Genomic DNA, 19,590 nt, shown 5'->3' on the forward strand with positions numbered 1-19,590 from the left:
CCGCGATGGGTGCCGCGGTGATCTCGAATGGTAGGGCTTCACGCCCGGCCCCATCGCGGCGGGACGCCGCTCCCACAGGATCGCTGCGCGACTTTCACGGTAAACGAATCGGTGCGACTGAAGTCGCACCGACATCCGAGCCGATAGTGGGTGCTATCCGGTGTTCCGGAAATCACCTAAGTCCGTGCCCGGGCTGCAGCCAGCCCGGCTTCAGTTGACGGCAGGAGGATCAGGTGGCGTCCTTGATATCTTCCTTGAGGTCACCCAGACCGGCCTGGACCTTGCCGGCGTTCTTCTGGACGTTGCCTTTTATCTCCAGTTCTTCATTACCGACGACCTTGCCGGCGGCTTCCTTGACCGCGCCCTTTGCTTCTTCGTAACGGCCTTTGACTTGTTCTTTGTTCATGATGATCTCGTGATGATGGGTGTGATCATGACAGTCGCCATGACCTGAGCGTCGAATGCCGATTCCTCACGCTCTGCCGACAGACTACCGATGTCACCACGCAAACTCGGTGCGGCAACGCACATAGGTTGAGCCGTTCTGCTGGGAACCCGCGGTATGACCAACCGCCTGGGTGCGGCAGCGAACGGACTTGGAATTTATGATGGAATTAAGGTGTTATACTTTTCCCGGTGTTCTGCGCGGATGCCGATCGCCGCAAGGCGTTCAACGGTGACGTCGGGGCCGCGCCTTATCGTTCAGGAGTCATCATGGCAGTCATTCTCGAAGAAGCGATGCGTGGGTGGATGGCGGATCATCAGGGGCTGCGCGAGCAGATTGCCGAGCGCGGCGTCGATCGGTTTTTCTCCGTGCTGGTCCCCGCGCAGCCGCCGACTCCGGCGCAACTGGAACGGGCCCTTGCCAGTGCCCGCGATGAGGTGTTCGCGGCCTTGAGCGCGGACGCGGTGCTGGACGGTTTGCCCAACCCACCGACCGGCGGGGGCGCCCGCGAAGCCCTGCGCAGCAGTTGGCTCAGCCTCAATCCCGCCTGGAGTGTCCCGGCCCCGCCCCTTGGCCGGGGCCTGTCGGTACCGCGGCTGGCAGTCGCCGCCGCGGTGGGGAGCCTGCTGGGCATGATGCTGCTCGGTGGGCTGTTGAACCTGACGCTGGGGCTACGCGGCGTGGGGATGCTCATCGGTGCCCCCGGCGGCGCGGCGGCGGCGATGTATTCAGTCGGCAAGCTGGCCGAGAGCAAGGCCCTGCGGTTCACACTCAAGTCACTGATGGGTGTGGCTTGGACGGCGGACTTGCTGGGCGCCACCGCACTCGGTTTCGGAGCCATCTGGGGGCGGCTGGTGGGCTTTGGCCTGCTGCGGCGCGTGTTGGTATACGTGGGCGTGGTGTCCTTGCTGGCATTCACCCGCGGCAGTACCCAATACGATGTCCAGGCCTACCGCACGACGGTCCGCGACCTGATCCGGCAGGCGGTCGATTGCTCGGCCCTATTGCTCTGTAGCCTGTCGGCCGGGCGGGTCGAGGCACCCGCAACCGCCGCACTGGACACGAGTCTGGCGCGGGCGATCCAGGAACTACATCGGTGCGACGCCGCGGGTCTGCCGACCGCCGCCGAGTCGGTGCTGCTGGAGGCGCGACGGATGGGATTGGATGGCGTGTCGGTCCCGCCGCATTTCGTGCTGGCCAGCCAAGCGGTCCGCCCACGGTTGCGCTGGAGTCCGGAGTTGGCGCAGCACTACCGTCCCTTCGGCCTGATTGAGGACGGCGACACCGTCATCGTCGAAGACGAACCGGTGATCGTCAACGGCAACGTGCTGGAGAAGGGTCTTGTCCGCAAACAACGTTCGTAACGCTTTGCAGGTGGTGTCGGAGCAGCCCAAACCGGTCCTCGCGCTGGACTTCGGCACCTCCAATACCTATGTCACCAAGTGTCCGGGAGACAAGGAAGACCCGGTAGGCGTGGATTTCGGCGACGGCCGCGACGGCATCGCCACCGCCATTCTCTACCGGGACGGTAAGGACCCGCTGATCGGTGATGTGGCGCTGGAAGAGTTCGGCGACGCGGGCCCCGCGCGAGTCGGCTACAGCATCCACGCGCAGTTCAAACCGGACCTGGCGGCCAGCGCCGAGACCCGCCGCTATGCCCGCGATTTTCTGGTTGGTCTGCTGGAGGTCGCCCGGCGGCAGAACAAGGACATCGCGCCCTTGCAGCGTCAGGTGCTGTTCGGCGTACCGAGCGAGTCATCCGACGCGTATCGGGACGCGCTGCGCTCGATCTGCCGGGAGGCGGGCTTCGGCGACGTCAAGACGGTGGATGAACCCAAGGGCGCCATCTATTTTCATATCCAGCGCAAAGACATTACGCCACTCGAGGCACTCACCGGCGCGCTGGTGGTCGACTTCGGCGGCGGAACCTGCGATTTCGCGCTCATGGCCGGCGGTGAGGTCATGCACTCCTGGGGCGACATGCACCTGGGCGGACGCCTGTTCGACGACCTGTTCTATCAATGGTTCATCGAGCAGAATCCGAATGCGGTCGCGGCGATGCGCCGCGAGGCGGCCGAGTTCTTCGTCCTGGCGGTACGCTGCCGGGAGGTGAAGGAGAAATTCTCGCTGGCCATGGCGCTCGACCCGGCTCAGGTCTTTCGCAAGGCGGTGGGCGAGTACGGACGCCTCACCGAGGCGACCTGGGAGACCTTCCTGGCGCGGGCGCAACACTATCGGCCGTCGGCGACCTTCGCCGACTATCTGCGGGCCATGAATCCGCAAGCGGGCGAGCACCTGTTGGCGTTCGACCAGGGACTCGACCTGCTGGATTGGTTTCGCCAGACCCTGCGTCAGGGGCTGGCCCACGAGCGGGTGCGCGGCCAGGATCTGGCCTGCGTGATCCTCACCGGCGGCAGCAGTGCCTGGCCCTTCGTCGCCGCCATCGTCACCGAAGAACTTGGCCATCTGCATCGTGCGCCCCGCCTGGTCCACAGTGACCGACCCTATGTCACGGTGTCCCAGGGCCTGGCCATTATCCCGGCGCTCCAGCGACACCTCATGCTGACCCAAAGCGCTCTGCGCACCGAACTGCCGGGCTTTGTCGGCAACCGGATCGGCCCATTGATCGAGCGGCGTATGGACGCGGCGGCCGAGCAGATCGCCGAGCTGGTGGCGGTCGGTCTGTTTGATGAGCGGATTGCGCCCATCCTGCACGGCTTTCGCAAGAGCGGCGGATCAGTCGCCGCCCTGAAGGCCGGGATCGCGACCGCGGCCGCGGACTTTCAGTCGCAGATCGAGGCCATCGTGAAGACGCAGATCGCCAAGGTCCTGACCGGGGTCGCCGCCGACACCACCGAACTGATGCAAACCTGGTATCGCGAGCACCGGCTGACCGTCCGGCAGCATCTTGCCGGCACCGGCCCGTCGCTGGACCTGGCCGAGGGGTTGCGAATCGCCGATCCGGACGTCTTTGGCGAGATCTCGGGGGTGGTGCTGGCGCTGTCCACGACCATCGTGGCCGTCGTGGCCGCCGTCATCAGCGGCGGAGCCGGCACGGCGCTGATCGCATCCGGCCCCATCGGGTTGCTGGTCGGCGCCATCATCGGCGTGGTCGCCGGCGCACTGGCGCTGCACTACGGCGTGGAAGAGGCCAAGCGCCAGGCCGAACTCTGGGAAGGCACCCCGATCTGGATCATTGGCCGGGCCCTGACGGATGAAAAGATCGCCGGCCTGCGGCAGGACATCAAGGATCAGGTCGCGGAAAAGGTGAAGGCCCATTCGGAAGGCGCCAAACAAGGCTTGGAGGATCAGGTCCGGCAGCGCGTGGAACAGGAAATCGAGAGCTTGTCGGCGATCAGTCAGATTTGGTAAATGCGATAAATAATTATAGCCTTCCTACCTGATATCCGGACAGACCCGTGGGGTAGGGACGGGTTTGAAACCCGCCCCTACGTCCGGTTATTACATCCGATGGCTATCGCTAAGTTACCGTGAAAGTCGCACCGCGACCCTGTGGAAGCGGCCTCCGGCCGCGATTGAGCCATGCGTATGCCGTGGCATCAGCAGTCACCGCGCCGCCGCATCGCGGCCGGAGGCCGCTCCCACGAGGAACTTTCATGTCTCGGGGCGGCAAGTCCCCTTCCATGGCCGTTCGCCTTGATCTATCAAGCCAAGGCTGAAGCCTCTTTACAGGATCAACGGATAATCGGCGATGCCGGGGTTGCCCTTAACGCCCTTGAGCTTGGGTGTATTGAGCCGTCCGATCTTGACTGTCTTGATGTCCCGCAGGTAGGTGGCGACCGTGTCCCAGATCGGCTCGCCGGGTGATTGACTGCCGACGGTCGCCCAGCCGGCGACCACGTACTGCTTGTCGGCCTCGATCCTGGTGCCGTCGTTCAACTGCATATCGGTGATGCGGTTGCCCATGGTCGCACCGGGTTCGCACACATAGTCCAGGCCGCCAACCCGCACCATGTCCCCGCCCTGCTGCACATAGGGATCGGGATTGAAGAGGTTGTCGCAGACATCTTCGAGGATGGCCTTGATCTCGGTGCCGGACATCTCCCGGCGATAGGTCTCCGGGTAGGTGATACAGGTCTGATCCATCACGTTGTCCATCGTGATGGTCTGCCCCGGCAGCACCGTGGTCCCCCACCGGAAGCCGGGGGAGAGGCTGATCTGCGCGTCCTTGACCTTGATCAGCGCATCGCAGATGACCTGATCGAAAGTCCCGTTGAAGTTGCCGCGGCGGAACAGGGTCTGCTCGGCGACCGCGAGCTTTTCAGTCAGCTTGTCCTGATGGGGCGCGCGTACGCCCGCAATATACTTTACCATCTCCGGATCGGGCTTGATGAGGTTGGAGAAGACCGGGAGCAGGCGGTAACGGTAGTCGCGCAGCTTGCCGTCCTTCACGTCCAGGTCCATCACGCCCAGGAATTTGCCGTTGGAGCCGGCGTTGGTGACCAGCGTCTTGCCGCCCTTGTTTTCGACCAGAGTCGGCGCCGGAATACCGTCGTGGGTATGACCGCCGAAAATGCAGTCGATACCGCTGACGCGGGAGGCCATCTTCAGATCGACATCCATACCGTTATGGGAGAGGACCACGACCAGATCCGGTTTCTCCGACGCACGCACTTTGTCGACGATCTCCTGCATGCGCCCGTCTTCGATCCCGAAGGTCCAATCCGGGATGAAGCGCTGGGGGTTGGCGATGGGGGTATAAGGGAACGCTTGACCGATGACGGCCACCCGCACCCCGCCGACCGCTTTGATGACATAGGGCTTGAAGGCCAGGCCCGAGTCTTCGTTGAAGCCGGGGAAGTCCGCGAACCGGTAGTCGAACAGCGCCTCCTCCCGAACCTGGATATTTTGCGCCACGAAGTCGCCCTTGAAGGCTTCGATGTTCCGGATGACCTCGGTATCCTGATAGGTGAACTCCCAATGGCCGGTCATCACGTCGACCCCGAGCAGATTGCAGGCGCCGACCATATCCTGGCCGCGCGTCCAATAGGCAGTGCCGGAGCCCTGCCAGGTGTCGCCGCCATCCAGTAACAGGCTGTTGCCGTCGCCGCGCTCGCTGCGCAGGCGGTCAACCAGGGTTTTTAACTGCGCAAAGCCGCCGACCGCCCCGAACTTCGCGGCGCCCTTGTCGAAATCGAGGAAGGTAAAGGCGTGGGCCTCGATCCCGCCCGGCTGCACCTTGAACTGTTTGAGAAAGGCTTTGCCGACCAGATGCGGTGCCTTGCCCAGCGCGGCGCCAAGCCCCAGGTTGACGTTCGGCTCACGGAACCAGATCGGATTGAGCTGGGCGTGGGTATCGGTGATGTGCAGCAACGTGCAGTTGCCGAACTTGGGGACCTCGTAGAGGTCGCCGGGTTGGCGTGCGGCGGCGAAGACCGAGCTGGGCAGCATCCCGGCCGCACCGGCCAAGCCCATGAGTCTCATGAATTCGCGACGGGAGATAGACATGGTGATAATCCTCCAGCGAGTACAGTTGGCGACGACCCAGGGGCATCCGGGGTGCGATGGTCGACCTAGTATGCCCGTTGGCGAGCGGCTGGTGCCATATCCAGCCGCAAGTGTTAGCATCAGCCGCACACGAGCGCGGGCACGGTCCGGCCTCGATCAAGGTGCCGGCCACTTGGGCTCGCCGGGTGCGTAGTCAGGCCATCCTGGCCTGACACCGTCAGGGCTGGAAGCCCTGACTACGCACGCCGCTGGCCGGGATTACGATCAAGGCCCACGGTCCGATGCGACCAGACGTGCGGCGCGGCGACGAATCGCATCATCGGGAACCGACCGCCAGTGTCGCCCCGTCGCGGTGAACAACAACAATCCAGATAGGAGGTTCCAACCATGAAGTTCCCCTGTATTTGCCGGCGGCGGACGCCGGCGCTCATCCTGGGTGCCCTGGCCATCGCCGCGGTTGGGGTGGCGTCCGAGATGCCCAAGATCGACCTGACGAGCGGCGATCCGGCCGCCGGTAAGGCGATCGCCATGGATCGCTCGAAGGGCAATTGCATCGCCTGTCATCTGATCATCGGCGGCGAGAGCCCGGGCGCCATCGGCCCGGCGCTGATTGCCATGCAGACGCGCTACCCCACCAAGGAAGCGCTGGCCATCCAGATCTGGGACGCGACCGTCAAGACCCCGGAGGCCGCCATGCCGCCGTTCGGCCGGCATGCGATCCTCTCTCAGAAAGAACTGGCCGACGTCGTGGCCTATGTCTGGACCCTGTGAGCGCGCATTACCGGAGGCACTCCCGCATGAATAAGACCCACCTGATGTTGACCGCACTCGGTCTGGTCTGCGCCCTGGGTTCCCCCCTGACGGCCGCCAGCACCCCGCAAGAGGACCAAGCGGTTTTCCAGAACTATTTCAAACAGCGCTTCCCGCACGTTCCCCCGGACGACTTTAAGAACGGCGCCTATGCACTCGATCCGGTGGGCCGCGAGAACTGGGAGGCCATCGAAGAGTTTCCGCCCTACGAGGCCGCCATCGACAACGGCAAGACCCTATGGAAGACACCCTTCGCCAACGGCAAGACCTACGCGGACTGCTTCCCTGACGGTCCGGGCATCGCCGGAAAATTCCCCCGCTGGGACAAGGATCGTGGCATGGTCGTCACTCTGCCGCTGCTGGTGAATGAATGCCGGGTGGCCAATGGCGAGAAGCCCTATGGCTACTTTCTCGGACCGTTGGCGGAGATCAATGCCTATATGGCTTTTGAGTCCCGTGGACAGATCATCAACGTCGAGATCCCGGCCGACGACCCGCGCGCTCTGGCGGCTTACCAGAAGGGCAAGGAGTTTTACTTCGCCCGCCGCGGCCAGTTCAATTTCTCCTGTGCCCATTGTCACATGGGCAATTCGGGCTCCACCCTGCGCACTGAGATCCTGAGTCCGGCCTTCGGTCACACCACCCACTTCCCGGTCTATCGCTCGAAGTGGGGCGAGATCGCCACCCTGCACCGTCGTTACAAAGGCTGCAACGAGCAGGTCCGGGCCAAGGCGTTTGAAGGACAAAGTGAGGAGTACCGCGATCTGGAGTATTTCATGACTTACATGGATAACGGCCTCGAACTCAACGGTCCCGGTGCCCGCAAGTAGGCTAAACGAGGAGTAAACAAGAGATGAAGATACGCAGTCTTTCCGCGGGCGCACTGGCCGCCGCCCTGTTGCTGGCCGCGCCGGTGACGAGCCTGTGGGCCGCCCATCGGGCCGACGCGCAGCAGGCCATCGCGCAAGCCCTGAGCGCCCGCGAGAAGGCGCTGGCCGCCGGTGTGACCAGCGAGACCGGCGCACTCATTGAGGAGGCGCAAGACCTGATCCCGTCCCGCCAGTATACCAAGGCGGTCGAACTGGCCGAGCGGGCACGCAAACAAGACGAATACGCCCTGGCCCAGGCCGCGGCCGCCAAGCCGGCTGCGACGGCAGCGGCAGCGACGGCAGCGCCCGCGTCGACCACCGCCGCGCCCCCGGCTGCAACCGCCGCGCCGGCAGCCGCCGCCGTCACCAACAGCTTCAGCGCGGCCGAGGCCGAGACGGCCATCGCCGCGGCCGAGGCCGCTCGTAAGAAGGCGGACTCGGTCGGCGGGGAATGGCGCGACACCGCGAAGATGATCAAGGATGCCGAAGAGCAATTGAAAACCGGTCAATTCGACGCGGCCGTCAAGCTGGCGAACAAGGCCAAACAACAGGGCGAACTCGGCTATGCGCAGGCGATCAGCCAAAAAGGCGCCACCTTCCCCTCCTATGTGCACGCCAAGCCATGAGATGGTGAGCGCAATACCTGCCCGGCCGCCGCGCCGATCGCTCGCATGCACCCTCTTCCGCTCATGCCCCTGATGGAGGCTCCCAACATGAATCGCTCTGCCGTCTTTGCCATCGCCCTCTTGTCCGCGTTCGCCGCCTGCCAGCCCGCGGCGGCGGAGGGCAACAAGATCACCCCCAAGCTCGACTCCGTGCAGGTGATGCACAACGGGCAACCGGTCACGATCCAGCGTGGACACGACCCCGCCGCCCACCTGCCGGAGATCTTCCAGAAGACCGATCGCGGCTGCCCGCCTTTCTGCGTCCAGCCGATGGTGGCGGTTCCCGGAGTCGAGACGATCGGCGAATTGGAACTACTGGACTATCTCAAGCGCGTCGGTCAAGGCGACGAAGGTATCCTGGTGGTCGACTCGCGCACGCCCGATTGGGTGATGCGCGGCACCATTCCTGGTTCAGTCAATATTCCCTGGAACAAGATCAATATCGACACCAAGGGCACCTTTGAAACCCCGGGCGAAGCCGAGAGCTTCAAACACATTCTGGCCGACGAGTTCGGCGCCACCCTGAGCGAAGAGGGCAAATGGACCTTCGGCGACGCCAAGACCCTGGTGCTCTTCTGCAATGGCATCTGGTGCCCCCAATCCACCGCCAACCTGCAAACGCTGGTCAAGTACGGCTACCCGGTCGAGAAGCTCAAGTGGTACCGCGGCGGGATGCAGGATTGGGCGAGTGTCGGCCTGACCAGCGTGAAGCCGTGAGGACTGGGTTACGCTTTGTGACACCGCGCTGCGGTGTCACCCGCCGGCCTTGATCGTAATCCCGACCAGCGGCGTGCGTAGTCAGGGCTTCCAGCCCTGACGGTGTCCGGCCAGGATGGCCTGACTACGCACCCGGCGAGCCCCAGTGGCCGGAATTTTGATCGAGGCCCACGCACCGGTAGCCGGAATGTTAACCGCCAGGGCTGAGGTCCTGACTGCAGCGCGTTCCTGAATCAGGGAACGCCGATATCGATCAACGACCCGGCGTTTTTCAGGACTGCGCGCCCATGACCCTGCAACTCTATACACTGCTCCTGCGCCTGCTGCTGCCGCTGGTGCTGCTGCGGCTCTATTGGCGCAGTCTCAAGGCCCCCACCTATCGACAACGCATGCGTGAGCGCCTGGCGTTGGAACAACCCCCGGCACCGCCCGCGGCAGTCTGGGTCCATGCGGTCTCGGTGGGCGAGGTCCAGGCGGCGCAGTCGCTGATCAAGCACCTGCTGAGCCGGAACCCACCGCTGGAGATACTGGTGACCACGACGACGCCGACCGGCGCGGCCAGAGTGCGGGAGCTGTTCGGTGCGGCCGTGACCCACCGTTACACTCCCTACGATCTGCCGGAGGTGATCGCGCGGTTCCTGGACCGGGTCAACCCGCGTCTGCTGATCGTCATGGAGACCGAGATCTGGCCCAATACCCTGGCGGCCTGCGCCGCCCGCGGGATTCCGACGGTGCTGGCCAATGCGCGGCTGTCCGCTCGTTCGGCGCGGGGCTACGCCAGGCTCGCGCGGCTGACGCGGGAAACCCTGGAGCGGTTCACGCTGATCGCGGCGCAGACCGAGGCGGACGCGCAGCGCTTCCGCGACCTGGGCGCGGCGGCGCAGCGGGTCGTCGTCACCGGCAGCATCAAGTTCGATCTGCGTCTGTCGGCGAGCCTGCAAGACCAGTCCGAGGCGATGCGCCGGAGTTGGGGTGGGGGCGCTGCCGATCGTCCGGTCTGGGTCGCCGCAAGCACCCACGAGGGCGAGGAAGAACTCATGCTGGCGGCGCACCGGCAGATCCGTACGCGCGTCCCCACGGCCCTGCTGGTGCTGGTGCCGCGTCACCCCGAACGGTTCGAGCGGGTGGCCGGGCTGATCCAACGCGCCGACTTCGCACTGACGCGGCGCAGCGCCCGCGTGCCCTGCCCCCCGGAGACGGCGGTCTTCCTGGGCGACAGCATGGGGGAACTCCAGATCTTCCTGGCCGCCGCCGATGCCGCCTTTATCGGCGGGAGCCTGGTCCCGACCGGCGGTCACAATCCACTGGAAGCAGCCGCGGTCGGGGTGCCCGTGGCCATGGGTCCGGCGGTCTTCAACTTTGCGGCAATCACTGAACTGCTGGTGGCTGAAGGTGCCGCGGTGCAGGTGACCAACGCACCGAGTCTGGCCGCGGTCATGATCGATTGGTTGACGGATGCGTCACTGCGCGCCCACATCGGCGAGCACGGCCGACGGGTGGTGGAGGCCAACCGCGGTGCCTTGCAGCGGTTGATCGCGCTGATCGAGGGGCGGCTGTCCGCCGCGCCTGATCGGGGCGGCGAACGCGATGACCGGACCTAGGGGCGACTTAGGCGATTTCCGACAATTTGGATACCGGTCAATGTAGGTGCGACTTCAGTCGCACCTGCGTCCGAATCGGTGCGACTGAAGTCGCACCTACACAGTTCAAGGCAACGGTCGCCGGTATCAGGTATTCCTGAACAGCGACCAGACCTCACGGAAGTTGTCCTGGGTCGAGTCGCCGATCCACTCAAAGGCGACTGATTCGGCGCACAGGACCTGAATGCCGCTCGCGCGCATCCGATCCAGTACATTGGCCTTGCAGACCGACTTGCGGGAGATGATCGCATCCGCGGGAACGAAGACCTGATAACCCCAGCGCAGCAGCCCGGAGACAGTCTGGGAGATGCAGATATGTGCTTCCATACCGACGACGATCAACTGACGCCGCTCCGGATGCGCCGAGATATTGCGCTCGAACCCCGTCGCCGTACAGCAGGAAAAGGCCGTCTTCTCGGTCGGTTGGCTGTCCGGCGGCAGATTCTCCCGGATCGACTCGATGATCGGACCCAGGCCTTTCGAATTGTGCTGGGTGGCGATGACCGGGATGCCGAAGACCTTGGCCGCAGCGATCAGGCGATTGATGTTGGCGACGACCAGATCGAGCTCATCCATCGGCATGGCAGCGGCGAGCCGCTCCTGGGCGTCGATGATAAGCAATTGCGAAGAGTCCCGCTGACACAAGGGCATCTGGGCTTGGTGAATACTCATGGGTTGTCCTCCGATCTATTTGTTACTGCTTGAATCATCGCGATCCCGGCGATTGTTCAAATCGTGAGGCGAACCTGCCCGGTGTGGGGCAATTTTCGCTCGACCTCGCTATCAGTCATCCGAGGTCGCCTGCAAGCACGGGACACCCTGCCCCGTGGAACACACTGGTCGACGCGACGGCGCGCCTCAGAAGACGAAGACTGGGACCTCGGGACAATTGGCGAGGCGCGGAGCACAGGTTTCGAACAGCCCTTTGCGCGCGAACTCTCCAGTCGGCAGGCGGGTCATGAGCCAGGCTTCCATCGCCGGCGGATCACCGAGGATACAGAACAGTCGCCCTCCCGCGGCGAGTTGCTGCTCCAGCACGTACAGGATCGCCGTCCGCGGGACTGAACCGGTCACCGCGATGGCGGCGAAGGGGCCACCGGCAGTCGGTCCGGCCAGGGCGTCCGCCTCCCGTATCTCGATCCGCTCCAAGCCGAGTGACGCCAACCGCTCGCGGGCCGCGGCGGCCACCGCGGGGTCGATCTCCAGGCTGATGACCTCGGCGCCGAGCAGGCTCAAGCAGGCGGTCAGGTAACCGCTGCCGGTCCCGACCTCCAACACCCGCGCGCCAGGCTGCACATCCAGCGCCTGCAACAGGCGCCCTACGACCTTGGGGGCAAGCATAATCTGGCCATCACCGATGGGAATCTCGATGTCCGCATAGGCCAGTCCCTGGTAGGCATCCGGTACGAAGGACTCGCGCCTGACCTCACCCATGGCGTCCAGGACGCGATCGTCCAGCACCCCCCAGGGGCGAATCTGCTGCTGGATCATGTTGAAGCGGGCGATCTCGGTGTGCGTATCCACGCTTGGGCCTCCACTTGGCTGTAGGGCAACAACAGAGTAGCGCGTAAGGCTACGAACTTCTGCCCGGCGGTGCAACCGTAACCCTGGAAAGACCAGTCCGAGCTCAACGTTTCGTTTGATCGCATCCGGCCCCGTTACAGGCACGCGCCGGCAACACGGGCATGCTATGTTCGCGTCCGCCGCACCGTCCTCGAACCCACTTCACCCGGACCTTGTTCGATGCATCGCAATCCCCTAATCGCTGCCATGCTCGTTGCCGCCACCATAGGCATCACCCAGGCCGCGGAACATCCCGGCCAATCGGCGGCGTCACGCCCGGCAAACCCAGCCGGGCCGCCAACCCAGGGCCAGCGTCCCACCGAAACCGATCTCCGTGCCGCTTATACCAACAAGATCAACGCCATCAATGCCGGTACCAGCCAGTACCTCGGCGCCACAGCAGCCGCGCAACTCAGCATTCGGTTGGTCAAAGTCAACCTGGTCGAGTGCGACCCTTTCGAAGAGCGCACGGATCTGTATCGGTGCACGATCGTCGTCGAGTCCGCGGTGGGTGATGCCGACCCGGCACTCAAGCGCCTGGAGATCGTACTGACCCATGAGAACGACGCCTGGGGAATCCATTAGCCCTGGAAAAAAGCACGTATCCCTGTCAGCAATACCGTTTTGTAAGTGATTGACGCTCAGGATAGGGACTCACCAAGCACTGCGCGGGCGACCGCTTTGAGATCAGCCGGCAGCCAGTGTGCCATTGATGGATATTTCTGATCGGAAAGCAAAGAAAAAACGATATGGCGACGTCTGCCAATCGGCCTGGATGTCGCTTACAATCCGCCCGGCTCAGGCGGGGTGCCTGAGAGACCATGACACCGCTGGGTCCACCGCTGCGATCACCCTCATTCTTTGGGTGTTGAGGGCGGCGATCACCCAGTACCCGGTTGAGTTAGACCTAAGACTTAGAATTTGGTGTGGAGTTAGCTATGCCTCTGATCTCCCGTTCCCTTGCCGAGATGATCGGCACCTTCTGGCTGGTACTCGGCGGTTGCGGCAGCGCGGCCCTGGCGGCCGTCTTTATGGCCGGCACCAACGATATCGGTATCGGCCTGCTCGGCGTCGCCTTCGCCTTCGGCCTGACCGTCCTGACAATGGCCTATGCGATCGGACATATCTCGGGGTGTCACCTCAATCCGGCCGTGACGGTCGGTCTGGTGGCCGGCGGCCGCTTCAGCGCGGCTGAAGCGCCCATGTATATCCTCTTCCAGACCATCGGCGCCATTGGGGCGGCCTTCCTGCTCCTGATGATTCTCAAGGGCCAACCCGACTTCGTCCTGGCGGCCAACAGCCTGGCGGTCAATGGCTTCGGCGAACTGTCGCCCGGCAAGTACCCCATGTTGACCGGCTTCATCATGGAAGTCGTCATGACCGCCATGTTCCTGTTCATCATTCTTGGCGCGACCGACAAGCGCGGCATCGGCTCCCACGCCGGCCTCGCCATCGGCCTGGCGCTGACCCTGATCCACCTGATCTCGATTCCGGTCACCAACACCTCGGTGAACCCGGCGCGCAGCACCGGCCCGGCCTTGGTGCTGTTCCTGAATGGGCAGGGGCTGGCCATCACGCAACTGTGGCTGTTCTGGGTCGCACCGCTGATCGGCGGCGCGATTGCCGGCGTGGTCTACCGGCTGTTCGAGACCAACGAAAGCAAGTAAGTCTCGTTCTTTCTCGTTCCCACGCTCCAGCGTGGGAATGCCGTCCGGCCGCTCCAGCGGCCGGTGGCGCCACGCGGCGTGCTCACATTGGAGTCCGGAAGCCAGATCATCGGCTGAACAGATCCGTTAGGGAACACCTTTGACGTCCCGGTCGTTGTCGTTGTTTCACTTGTTTCCGACCCGTTACCAGGTCGGCGCCCCTCAGAGCACGACCAGATTGTCCCGATGGATCAGTTCATCCGCATCCACATACCCCAGGATCGACTCGAACCGGCTGGTCGGTTCACCGCGAATGCGCAGTGACTCCTGCACGTCGTAATTGACCAGGCCACGCGCCACTTCCCTGCCCTCCTCGTCCACGCAAGCCACCACTTCCCCGCGGTTGAAGGTGCCATGCACGGCCTTTACGCCGACCGCCAACAGGCTGGTGCCCTTCTCGCGCAGTGCCCGCACCGCGCCCGCATCCAGGATCAACCGGCCGCGCACCTGGAGGTGACCGGCGAGCCATTGCTTGCGCGCTGCCTGGGGACACTGCACCGGCACCAGCAGGGTGCCGACGGCTTCCCCGGCGCCGATGCGGGTCAGAACCCCCTCCCCGCGCCCAGGGGCAATGATGGTCCCCGCCCCGGAACGGGCCGCCAGGCGGGCCGCCCGGACCTTGGTCACCATCCCGCCGGTCCCCAACCCGGTCACACTGCCGCCCGCCACCACATCGAGTTGCGGATCGTCCACGCGGGTTTCGCTGATCAGGCGCGCATCCGGATCGCCCCGCGGGTCGCGGTCGAACAGGCCGTCCTGATCGGTGAGCAGGATCAACACCTCGGCCTCAATGAGATTGGCAACCAGGGCGGCCAAGGTATCGTTGTCGCCGAAGCGCAGTTCGTCGGTGGCCACCGTGTCGTTCTCATTGATGACCGGAATCACCTTCAGACTGAGCAGAGTCCGCAGGGTGCTGCGGGCATTGAGATAGCGTGCCCGGTCGGCCAGGTCGTCACGGGTAAGCAGAACCTGTGCGGTGTGCAGGCCGAAGGTCTTGAAGCAGTCCTCATAGGCGCGCACCAGACCCATCTGGCCAATGGCCGCCGCCGCCTGAAGCTCATGCAATGCCTTGGGGCGTTCGCGCCAACCCATCCGCGCCATGCCCTCGGCCACGGCCCCGGATGACACCAGGACCACATCGTGCCCGGCCGCCCGGCGCGCGGCCATCTGCTCCACCCAGGGCATCAGCATGCCCCGCTCCAAACCCTGCCCGTCGCGGGTCAGGAGTGCACTGCCGATCTTGACGACCCAACGGCGGGTCGTCGGAAGCGTGTTGCGGGAGATCAAGCCGATATCCTAATCAATCGTGGGGTTGAGCATTGCGTAGCCGCCGACAAGCTACTGTGAATCCAGCGGATGCCACTCGGCGTCCTCCGGGTCATCGGCGCGGGTGGCCTCACCGGACTCGAGCTTGATCTGCTCCAGCCGACGCATCAGATCCTCCATGAGCCGATCGGTCCCGGCACCGGTCAGGGCGGAGACCTCGTAAACCGGTGCCTGCCAGCCCAGCGTATCCAATATCTGCATGCGACGCGCCTCCATGACGTCTTCCGGCAGACGATCACACTTGTTCAACACCAGCCAACGTTCCTTGTCGATCAGGTCCCCGCCGAAGGCCGCCAACTCCGTCTCGATCTTGCGCACCTCGCCCGCCAGATCCTGATCTTCGTCGAACGGGGCGATATCCACCAGATGCAAGAGCAGCCGGGTTCGCGCCAAGTGCTTGAGAAACTGAATGCCGAGCCCGGCGCCCTCGGCCGCGCCCTCGATCACCCCAGGGATGTCCGCGATGACGAAGCTGCGGCTGCGCCCCAGCCGCACCACACCGAGGTTCGGATAAAGCGTGGTGAAGGGATAATCGGCCACCTTGGGACGGGCGCTGGAAACCTGGCGGATCAGCGAAGACTTGCCGGCGTTGGGAAACCCCAGCAGGCCGACGTCGGCCAGCAGGATCAACTCCAGATGCAGGTCACGCCGCTCCCCAGGGGAGCCCGGCGAGAACTGCCTAGGCGCACGGTTGGTGCTGGACTTGTAACGGGCATTGCCGATGCCGTGGAAACCGCCGCGGGCGATCAGCAGACGCTGTCCGTTTTCCAGCAACTCACCCAGGGACTCGTTGGTCTCCGGGTCGAAGACCCTGGTTCCCACCGGCACGCGGACGACCAGATCCGCGCCGCTGCGCCCGCGCATATCCTTGCCCATCCCGTTGTGGCCGCGTTCGGCCCGATGGATGCGCTGAAAACGGAAGTCCACCAGGGTGTTGAGGTTATTGTCCGCGACCAGAAAAATGCTGCCGCCGTCTCCCCCGTCGCCACCGTCCGGCCCACCCTTGGGGATATATTTTTCCCGGCGGAAGCTGACACAGCCGCTACCGCCGTCACCGGCTTCGACCCGGATGAATGCCTCGTCGACGAATTTCATGACCTGTCCGCGGCCTTAAGCCTAAAACGCGAAAAGCCCCGCCCGGAGGACGAGGCTCTCGCGTCGACGCCAGTGGAATCCCGATCACCGGTGGGTTGCCGCGGAGCCCGCCGAGCAGGCGACTCCGGGACACCACCGGAATGACTCAGGATGCGGCGGCCTCGACGGTGACGAATTTGCGATTCTTCGGGCCTTTGACCACGAAGCGCACCACGCCGTCCTTCAGGGCGAACAGCGTGTGATCCCGACCCAGACCGACGTTGACGCCGTTGTGGACACCCGTGCCGCGCTGCCGCACGATAATGCTGCCGGCCGTGATGGTCTGGCCCCCGTAGATCTTGACGCCCAGTCGCTTGGACTCGGAATCGCGACCGTTACGCGAACTGCCGCCTGCCTTTTTATGTGCCATCGTTGCCTCCCGATCAGCCTGCGCTGATGCCGGTGATCTGAATCTCCGTGAACCACTGGCGGTGGCCCTGGCGCTTCAGGTGATGCTTGCGCCGCCGGAACTTGATGATATGGACCTTGTCGCCGCGCCCATGCGCCTTGACCGTCGCGGTCACTGTGCAGCCTTCGATATAGGGCGTGCCGACTTTGATCGTGTCGCCGTCCGCAACCAGCAGCACCTTGTCGAGCGCGACATCGGAGCCCGGCTCGACCACGAGCTTTTCGACCTTGAGGGTGTCACCCTCGGAGACCCGGTATTGTTTGCCACCGGTCTGAATCACCGCGTACATGATCTTGAGTTTCCCCAGGCAAAGTCAAAAACCGACGCTCCGCGCCGGGTGAAAGACCCACAACAATACCCGCGTACACTCGCCACGTCAACAGAAAACAGTTGCGCCGCCAAAACACAAGCAGCACAATCCGGCGTCCACCTTGACAGCCCCATGACACGCACCTAGCATCCGCGGGCATCATCCGACCCTTATTTTTCGTGATCTGAAGAACTCCCCAGCGCATGGACCTTTCCGCGATCCGCCTTCCCGTCGTTGAAGACTCCAAGAGCGTCGACGCACTCATCGTGCGGCGGCTGCGCTCGGACGTCGTGCTGATCAACCAGATCGGCCACTACATCGTCAACAGCGGCGGCAAGCGCCTGCGACCCTTATCGGTGCTGCTCGCGGCCCGTACCTGCGGCTATTCGGGCGCGCACCACATCGACATGGCCGCGGTCATCGAGTTCATCCACACCGCCACCCTGCTGCACGACGATGTCGTCGACAGCTCGGAGTTGCGCCGCAACCAAGAGACCGCCAACGTGGTCTGGGGCAACGAAGCCAGTGTCCTGGTCGGCGACTTCCTGTATTCACGCGCCTTCGAGATGATGGTCGACGTGGGCAACATGCGCATCATGGAGATCCTGGCCCACGCCACCAATCGCATCGCCGAGGGCGAGGTGCTCCAACTCCTCAACACCAAGGATCCGGACACCAACGAGGCACGCTACATGGAAGTCATCGTGCGGAAAACCGCCACCCTCTTCGAGGCCGGCACCCGACTGGGCGCGGTCCTCGCCGAAAGTCCGGATTTTGTCGAGACGGCGATGGCCGACTATGGCCGCCATCTGGGAATCGCCTTCCAATTGATCGACGACGCGCTCGACTACGACACCGGCAACGCGGAACTGGGCAAGAACGTCGGCGACGACCTCGATGAAGGCAAGCCAACCCTGCCCGTCCTGCGCGCCATGCAAGTGGGTACCGCGGAGCAGCGCCAACTGCTGCGCGAGGCCATCGAGCGCGGCGGACGCGAACGCATCGACGACGTCATCCGGGCGATTGCGTCCACTGACGCAATCCAGTACACTACGCAGCTTGCATTGGATCACGCCCGTCTGGCGCGTGAGGCGCTCTCAGCCCTCCCCTCCTCAGACGCCGCCGACGCCCTTGCCGCCTTGGCCGATTTTGCGGTGAGCCGAACCCACTGATGCGTGGCGGTTTGCCTTATCGGATCAAGTAATGACGCCTGATCCCGCGCGCGTCGTTGTGATCGACCCTTTTTCACGGGGTGTAGCTCAGCTTGGTAGAGCGCTGTCTTCGGGAGGCAGAAGTCGCAGGTTCAAATCCTGTCACCCCGACCAAATTCCTGATTGCGAACAGTACGTTACGGTTAGTCATGAGTCTCGATTCAAGGACGAATCAGCAAACGTGAAACCCGAGCGTGAAACCGTTGGCCCGGTGCGATCCAGTACCGCAACGGCCTCGGACAAATCGCTCGGACGAAGATGGGCATAAACCCGAGCCGTAATTGCCACGTCTCCGTGGCGAAGTAGTTTTGACACCCGATCAATCCCGACCCCGGCTTGTACGAGCCAACTACCGAATGTCCTCCGTAGATCGTGAGGGTGAATATCGGCCAAGCCAGCGGACTTTACGCACGACGCGAAACCCACCTTTACACTGACGATTCGGGTTCCATCTTTCCTCGCAAATACCCACGAAGACCCAGGGCACCAAGTTGATCTGAACCGTGCTCGCGATATGAGCGCTTCCCGCGACTCATGATTCAGTACTGCGGCGAGACGATCCGCCGAGTCCGTCGGGCGTCGCGGCCCACCAGTACGGCGAGTCCGGCCGCTGGAAGAGACCGTCTTGGTCGCGCTTTCTGGCTTTTGGCATGGTGTTATCTCCAGCACCGCCGCCCCGGACGAAGTATCGCCCAAAGCATTGTTCGTGACGAGCGCTCGCGCGCTCTTAGGGTCGACCATGCGGCGGCGCCCAATCTTCACCGGCCTCAGTTTTCCCGTTGCCAGCAAGCGCTCTACAGTACGCCTGCTGATATTGCCAAGCTGACGCGCGGTTTCATCGACGCTCCAGAGCAGGGGGTCGGTCACGGCATCGTACCTGGTACGCTGGCGATGAAACCCCCGTGATCCAACGCTGTCGCTGAAGGACCCGCAGGTGTTGCAGATCCCTCCCCCGCGCTGGCCCCGATCAAGATTCCGGCCACTTGGGCTCGCCGGGTGCGTAGTCAGGCCATCCTGGCCTGACACCGTCAGGGCTGGAAGCCCTGACTACGCACGCCGCTGGCCGGGATTACGATCGAGGCCCCCGCGCTCGTTCACGTCGTTGAATACCCGAAAGCCGTCCTGTCCGCCATGGATCGGACAAGGAACATGGGCTCATGAGGCCAACTGTGTGACGCCACACAGCATTCGGAGAAATTCTATGCAGCATATTTTGATGTTGTGAGCCCATTCATGAATGGCGGCCTTGATCATCATTCCGGCCACCCGTCGTTGCGGCAGCCCGTCGCGGCCGTGGGCCGCTCCTACGGTAGGAG

At 63.8% G+C, this 19,590-nt stretch carries 19 protein-coding genes, 1 tRNA gene and 1 pseudogene; 11 read left to right on the top strand and 10 right to left on the bottom strand.

The features are described 5' to 3' along the window. Positions 1-229 precede the first annotated feature (229 nt). Complete coding sequence (locus QZY03_RS22495; protein WP_083924818.1) at positions 230-406, bottom strand: CsbD family protein; 177 nt, start codon at positions 404-406, stop codon at positions 230-232. Positions 407-714: 308 nt separating this feature from the next. Here QZY03_RS22495 and QZY03_RS22500 point away from each other — a divergent pair, with 308 nt between their 5' ends. Further along, positions 715-1,809, top strand: coding sequence for a hypothetical protein (locus QZY03_RS22500; protein ID WP_295584770.1), 1,095 nt, complete (start codon positions 715-717; stop codon positions 1,807-1,809). Continuing rightward, a complete protein-coding gene (locus QZY03_RS22505) occupies positions 1,787-3,817 on the top strand; it encodes an Hsp70 family protein (RefSeq protein WP_295584772.1) in 2,031 nt (676 codons plus the stop codon). Before QZY03_RS22500 ends, QZY03_RS22505 begins: the two co-directional genes overlap by 23 nt. A gap of 315 nt (positions 3,818-4,132) precedes the next feature. Here QZY03_RS22505 and soxB read toward each other — a convergent pair whose 3' ends face one another. Next, positions 4,133-5,914 carry a thiosulfohydrolase SoxB gene (gene soxB, locus QZY03_RS22510; protein ID WP_295584775.1) on the bottom strand — a complete coding sequence of 594 codons (1,782 nt, stop codon included), beginning with the start codon at positions 5,912-5,914 and terminating at the stop codon, positions 4,133-4,135. A gap of 387 nt (positions 5,915-6,301) precedes the next feature. Between soxB and soxX the strand changes: the two genes are divergently transcribed. The 5 genes from soxX to waaA all read left to right on the top strand — a co-directional run bounded on the left by soxX (position 6,302) and on the right by waaA (position 10,576). Further along, positions 6,302-6,685: a sulfur oxidation c-type cytochrome SoxX gene (gene soxX, locus QZY03_RS22515; protein ID WP_295584777.1), complete on the top strand. Its 384-nt coding sequence runs from the start codon at positions 6,302-6,304 to the stop codon at positions 6,683-6,685. 26 nt (positions 6,686-6,711) lie between these two features. Then, entirely contained in the window at positions 6,712-7,554 is an 843-nt protein-coding gene (gene soxA, locus QZY03_RS22520; protein ID WP_295584780.1) for a sulfur oxidation c-type cytochrome SoxA, read from the top strand. 23 nt (positions 7,555-7,577) lie between these two features. Continuing rightward, positions 7,578-8,219: a hypothetical protein gene (locus tag QZY03_RS22525; protein ID WP_295584782.1), complete on the top strand. Its 642-nt coding sequence runs from the start codon at positions 7,578-7,580 to the stop codon at positions 8,217-8,219. Positions 8,220-8,306: 87 nt separating this feature from the next. Further along, the gene (locus QZY03_RS22530; protein ID WP_295584784.1) at positions 8,307-8,975 is read left to right on the top strand and encodes a rhodanese-like domain-containing protein; all 669 of its coding nucleotides are present in this window, start codon (positions 8,307-8,309) and stop codon (positions 8,973-8,975) included. Between the two features lie 287 nt (positions 8,976-9,262). Continuing rightward, positions 9,263-10,576: a lipid IV(A) 3-deoxy-D-manno-octulosonic acid transferase gene (gene waaA / locus QZY03_RS22535; RefSeq protein WP_295584787.1), complete on the top strand. Its 1,314-nt coding sequence runs from the start codon at positions 9,263-9,265 to the stop codon at positions 10,574-10,576. 126 nt (positions 10,577-10,702) lie between these two features. Here waaA and QZY03_RS22540 read toward each other — a convergent pair whose 3' ends face one another. Next, positions 10,703-11,287, bottom strand: a complete 585-nt coding sequence (locus QZY03_RS22540) for an isochorismatase family protein (RefSeq protein ID WP_295584789.1) — start codon at positions 11,285-11,287, stop codon at positions 10,703-10,705. A 186-nt stretch (positions 11,288-11,473) separates the two neighbouring features. After that, on the bottom strand, positions 11,474-12,139 hold the full coding sequence (locus tag QZY03_RS22545) for a protein-L-isoaspartate O-methyltransferase (RefSeq protein WP_295584791.1): 666 nt from the start codon (positions 12,137-12,139) through the stop codon (positions 11,474-11,476). Positions 12,140-12,358: 219 nt separating this feature from the next. Here QZY03_RS22545 and QZY03_RS22550 point away from each other — a divergent pair, with 219 nt between their 5' ends. Next, complete coding sequence (locus QZY03_RS22550; RefSeq protein ID WP_295584793.1) at positions 12,359-12,763, top strand: hypothetical protein; 405 nt, start codon at positions 12,359-12,361, stop codon at positions 12,761-12,763. A 353-nt stretch (positions 12,764-13,116) separates the two neighbouring features. Further along, positions 13,117-13,845, top strand: a complete 729-nt coding sequence (gene aqpZ / locus QZY03_RS22555; protein ID WP_295584794.1) for an aquaporin Z — start codon at positions 13,117-13,119, stop codon at positions 13,843-13,845. A gap of 201 nt (positions 13,846-14,046) precedes the next feature. Here the strand turns inward: aqpZ and proB are convergent, their stop codons facing one another. The 4 genes from proB to rplU form a co-directional block, all read right to left on the bottom strand. Then, complete coding sequence (proB, locus tag QZY03_RS22560) at positions 14,047-15,171, bottom strand: glutamate 5-kinase (RefSeq protein ID WP_295584796.1); 1,125 nt, start codon at positions 15,169-15,171, stop codon at positions 14,047-14,049. A 51-nt stretch (positions 15,172-15,222) separates the two neighbouring features. After that, positions 15,223-16,305 carry an Obg family GTPase CgtA gene (gene cgtA, locus QZY03_RS22565; protein ID WP_295584798.1) on the bottom strand — a complete coding sequence of 361 codons (1,083 nt, stop codon included), beginning with the start codon at positions 16,303-16,305 and terminating at the stop codon, positions 15,223-15,225. 145 nt (positions 16,306-16,450) lie between these two features. Continuing rightward, the gene (gene rpmA, locus QZY03_RS22570) at positions 16,451-16,714 is read right to left on the bottom strand and encodes a 50S ribosomal protein L27 (protein WP_020506644.1); all 264 of its coding nucleotides are present in this window, start codon (positions 16,712-16,714) and stop codon (positions 16,451-16,453) included. 13 nt (positions 16,715-16,727) lie between these two features. Further along, complete coding sequence (rplU, locus tag QZY03_RS22575) at positions 16,728-17,042, bottom strand: 50S ribosomal protein L21 (protein ID WP_295584802.1); 315 nt, start codon at positions 17,040-17,042, stop codon at positions 16,728-16,730. 224 nt (positions 17,043-17,266) lie between these two features. Here rplU and QZY03_RS22580 point away from each other — a divergent pair, with 224 nt between their 5' ends. Both QZY03_RS22580 and QZY03_RS22585 read left to right on the top strand, forming a co-directional pair. After that, a complete protein-coding gene (locus QZY03_RS22580; RefSeq protein ID WP_295584804.1) occupies positions 17,267-18,235 on the top strand; it encodes a polyprenyl synthetase family protein in 969 nt (322 codons plus the stop codon). Positions 18,236-18,311: 76 nt separating this feature from the next. Next, positions 18,312-18,388: transfer RNA gene (locus QZY03_RS22585), tRNA-Pro, on the top strand. Between the two features lie 33 nt (positions 18,389-18,421). Here QZY03_RS22585 and QZY03_RS22590 read toward each other — a convergent pair. Both QZY03_RS22590 and QZY03_RS22595 read right to left on the bottom strand, forming a co-directional pair. Next, on the bottom strand, positions 18,422-19,300 hold the full coding sequence (locus QZY03_RS22590) for a tyrosine-type recombinase/integrase (protein WP_367268252.1): 879 nt from the start codon (positions 19,298-19,300) through the stop codon (positions 18,422-18,424). 21 nt (positions 19,301-19,321) lie between these two features. Beyond that, positions 19,322-19,420, bottom strand: a pseudogene (locus QZY03_RS22595) (primase-helicase zinc-binding domain-containing protein); the annotation flags it as partial. Positions 19,421-19,590 lie beyond the last annotated feature (170 nt).

The sequence above is a fragment of the uncultured Lamprocystis sp. genome, from assembly GCF_903933125.1.
GTDB lineage: Bacteria > Pseudomonadota > Gammaproteobacteria > Chromatiales > Chromatiaceae > Thiodictyon.

Excerpts from the sequence above, each read along its gene's own strand:
- QZY03_RS22495 (WP_083924818.1), bottom strand. The coding sequence starts at position 406 with ATGAACAAAGAACAAGTCAAAGGCCGTTACGAAGAAGCAAAGGGCGCG.
- QZY03_RS22500 (WP_295584770.1), top strand. The coding sequence starts at position 715 with ATGGCAGTCATTCTCGAAGAAGCGATGCGTGGGTGGATGGCGGATCAT.
- soxB (WP_295584775.1), bottom strand. The coding sequence starts at position 5,914 with ATGTCTATCTCCCGTCGCGAATTCATGAGACTCATGGGCTTGGCCGGT.
- soxX (WP_295584777.1), top strand. The coding sequence starts at position 6,302 with ATGAAGTTCCCCTGTATTTGCCGGCGGCGGACGCCGGCGCTCATCCTG.
- soxA (WP_295584780.1), top strand. The coding sequence starts at position 6,712 with ATGAATAAGACCCACCTGATGTTGACCGCACTCGGTCTGGTCTGCGCC.
- QZY03_RS22525 (WP_295584782.1), top strand. The coding sequence starts at position 7,578 with ATGAAGATACGCAGTCTTTCCGCGGGCGCACTGGCCGCCGCCCTGTTG.
- QZY03_RS22530 (WP_295584784.1), top strand. The coding sequence starts at position 8,307 with ATGAATCGCTCTGCCGTCTTTGCCATCGCCCTCTTGTCCGCGTTCGCC.
- waaA (WP_295584787.1), top strand. The coding sequence starts at position 9,263 with ATGACCCTGCAACTCTATACACTGCTCCTGCGCCTGCTGCTGCCGCTG.
- QZY03_RS22540 (WP_295584789.1), bottom strand. The coding sequence starts at position 11,287 with ATGAGTATTCACCAAGCCCAGATGCCCTTGTGTCAGCGGGACTCTTCG.
- QZY03_RS22550 (WP_295584793.1), top strand. The coding sequence starts at position 12,359 with ATGCATCGCAATCCCCTAATCGCTGCCATGCTCGTTGCCGCCACCATA.
- aqpZ (WP_295584794.1), top strand. The coding sequence starts at position 13,117 with ATGCCTCTGATCTCCCGTTCCCTTGCCGAGATGATCGGCACCTTCTGG.
- cgtA (WP_295584798.1), bottom strand. The coding sequence starts at position 16,305 with ATGAAATTCGTCGACGAGGCATTCATCCGGGTCGAAGCCGGTGACGGC.
- rpmA (WP_020506644.1), bottom strand. The coding sequence starts at position 16,714 with ATGGCACATAAAAAGGCAGGCGGCAGTTCGCGTAACGGTCGCGATTCC.
- rplU (WP_295584802.1), bottom strand. The coding sequence starts at position 17,042 with ATGTACGCGGTGATTCAGACCGGTGGCAAACAATACCGGGTCTCCGAG.
- QZY03_RS22580 (WP_295584804.1), top strand. The coding sequence starts at position 17,267 with ATGGACCTTTCCGCGATCCGCCTTCCCGTCGTTGAAGACTCCAAGAGC.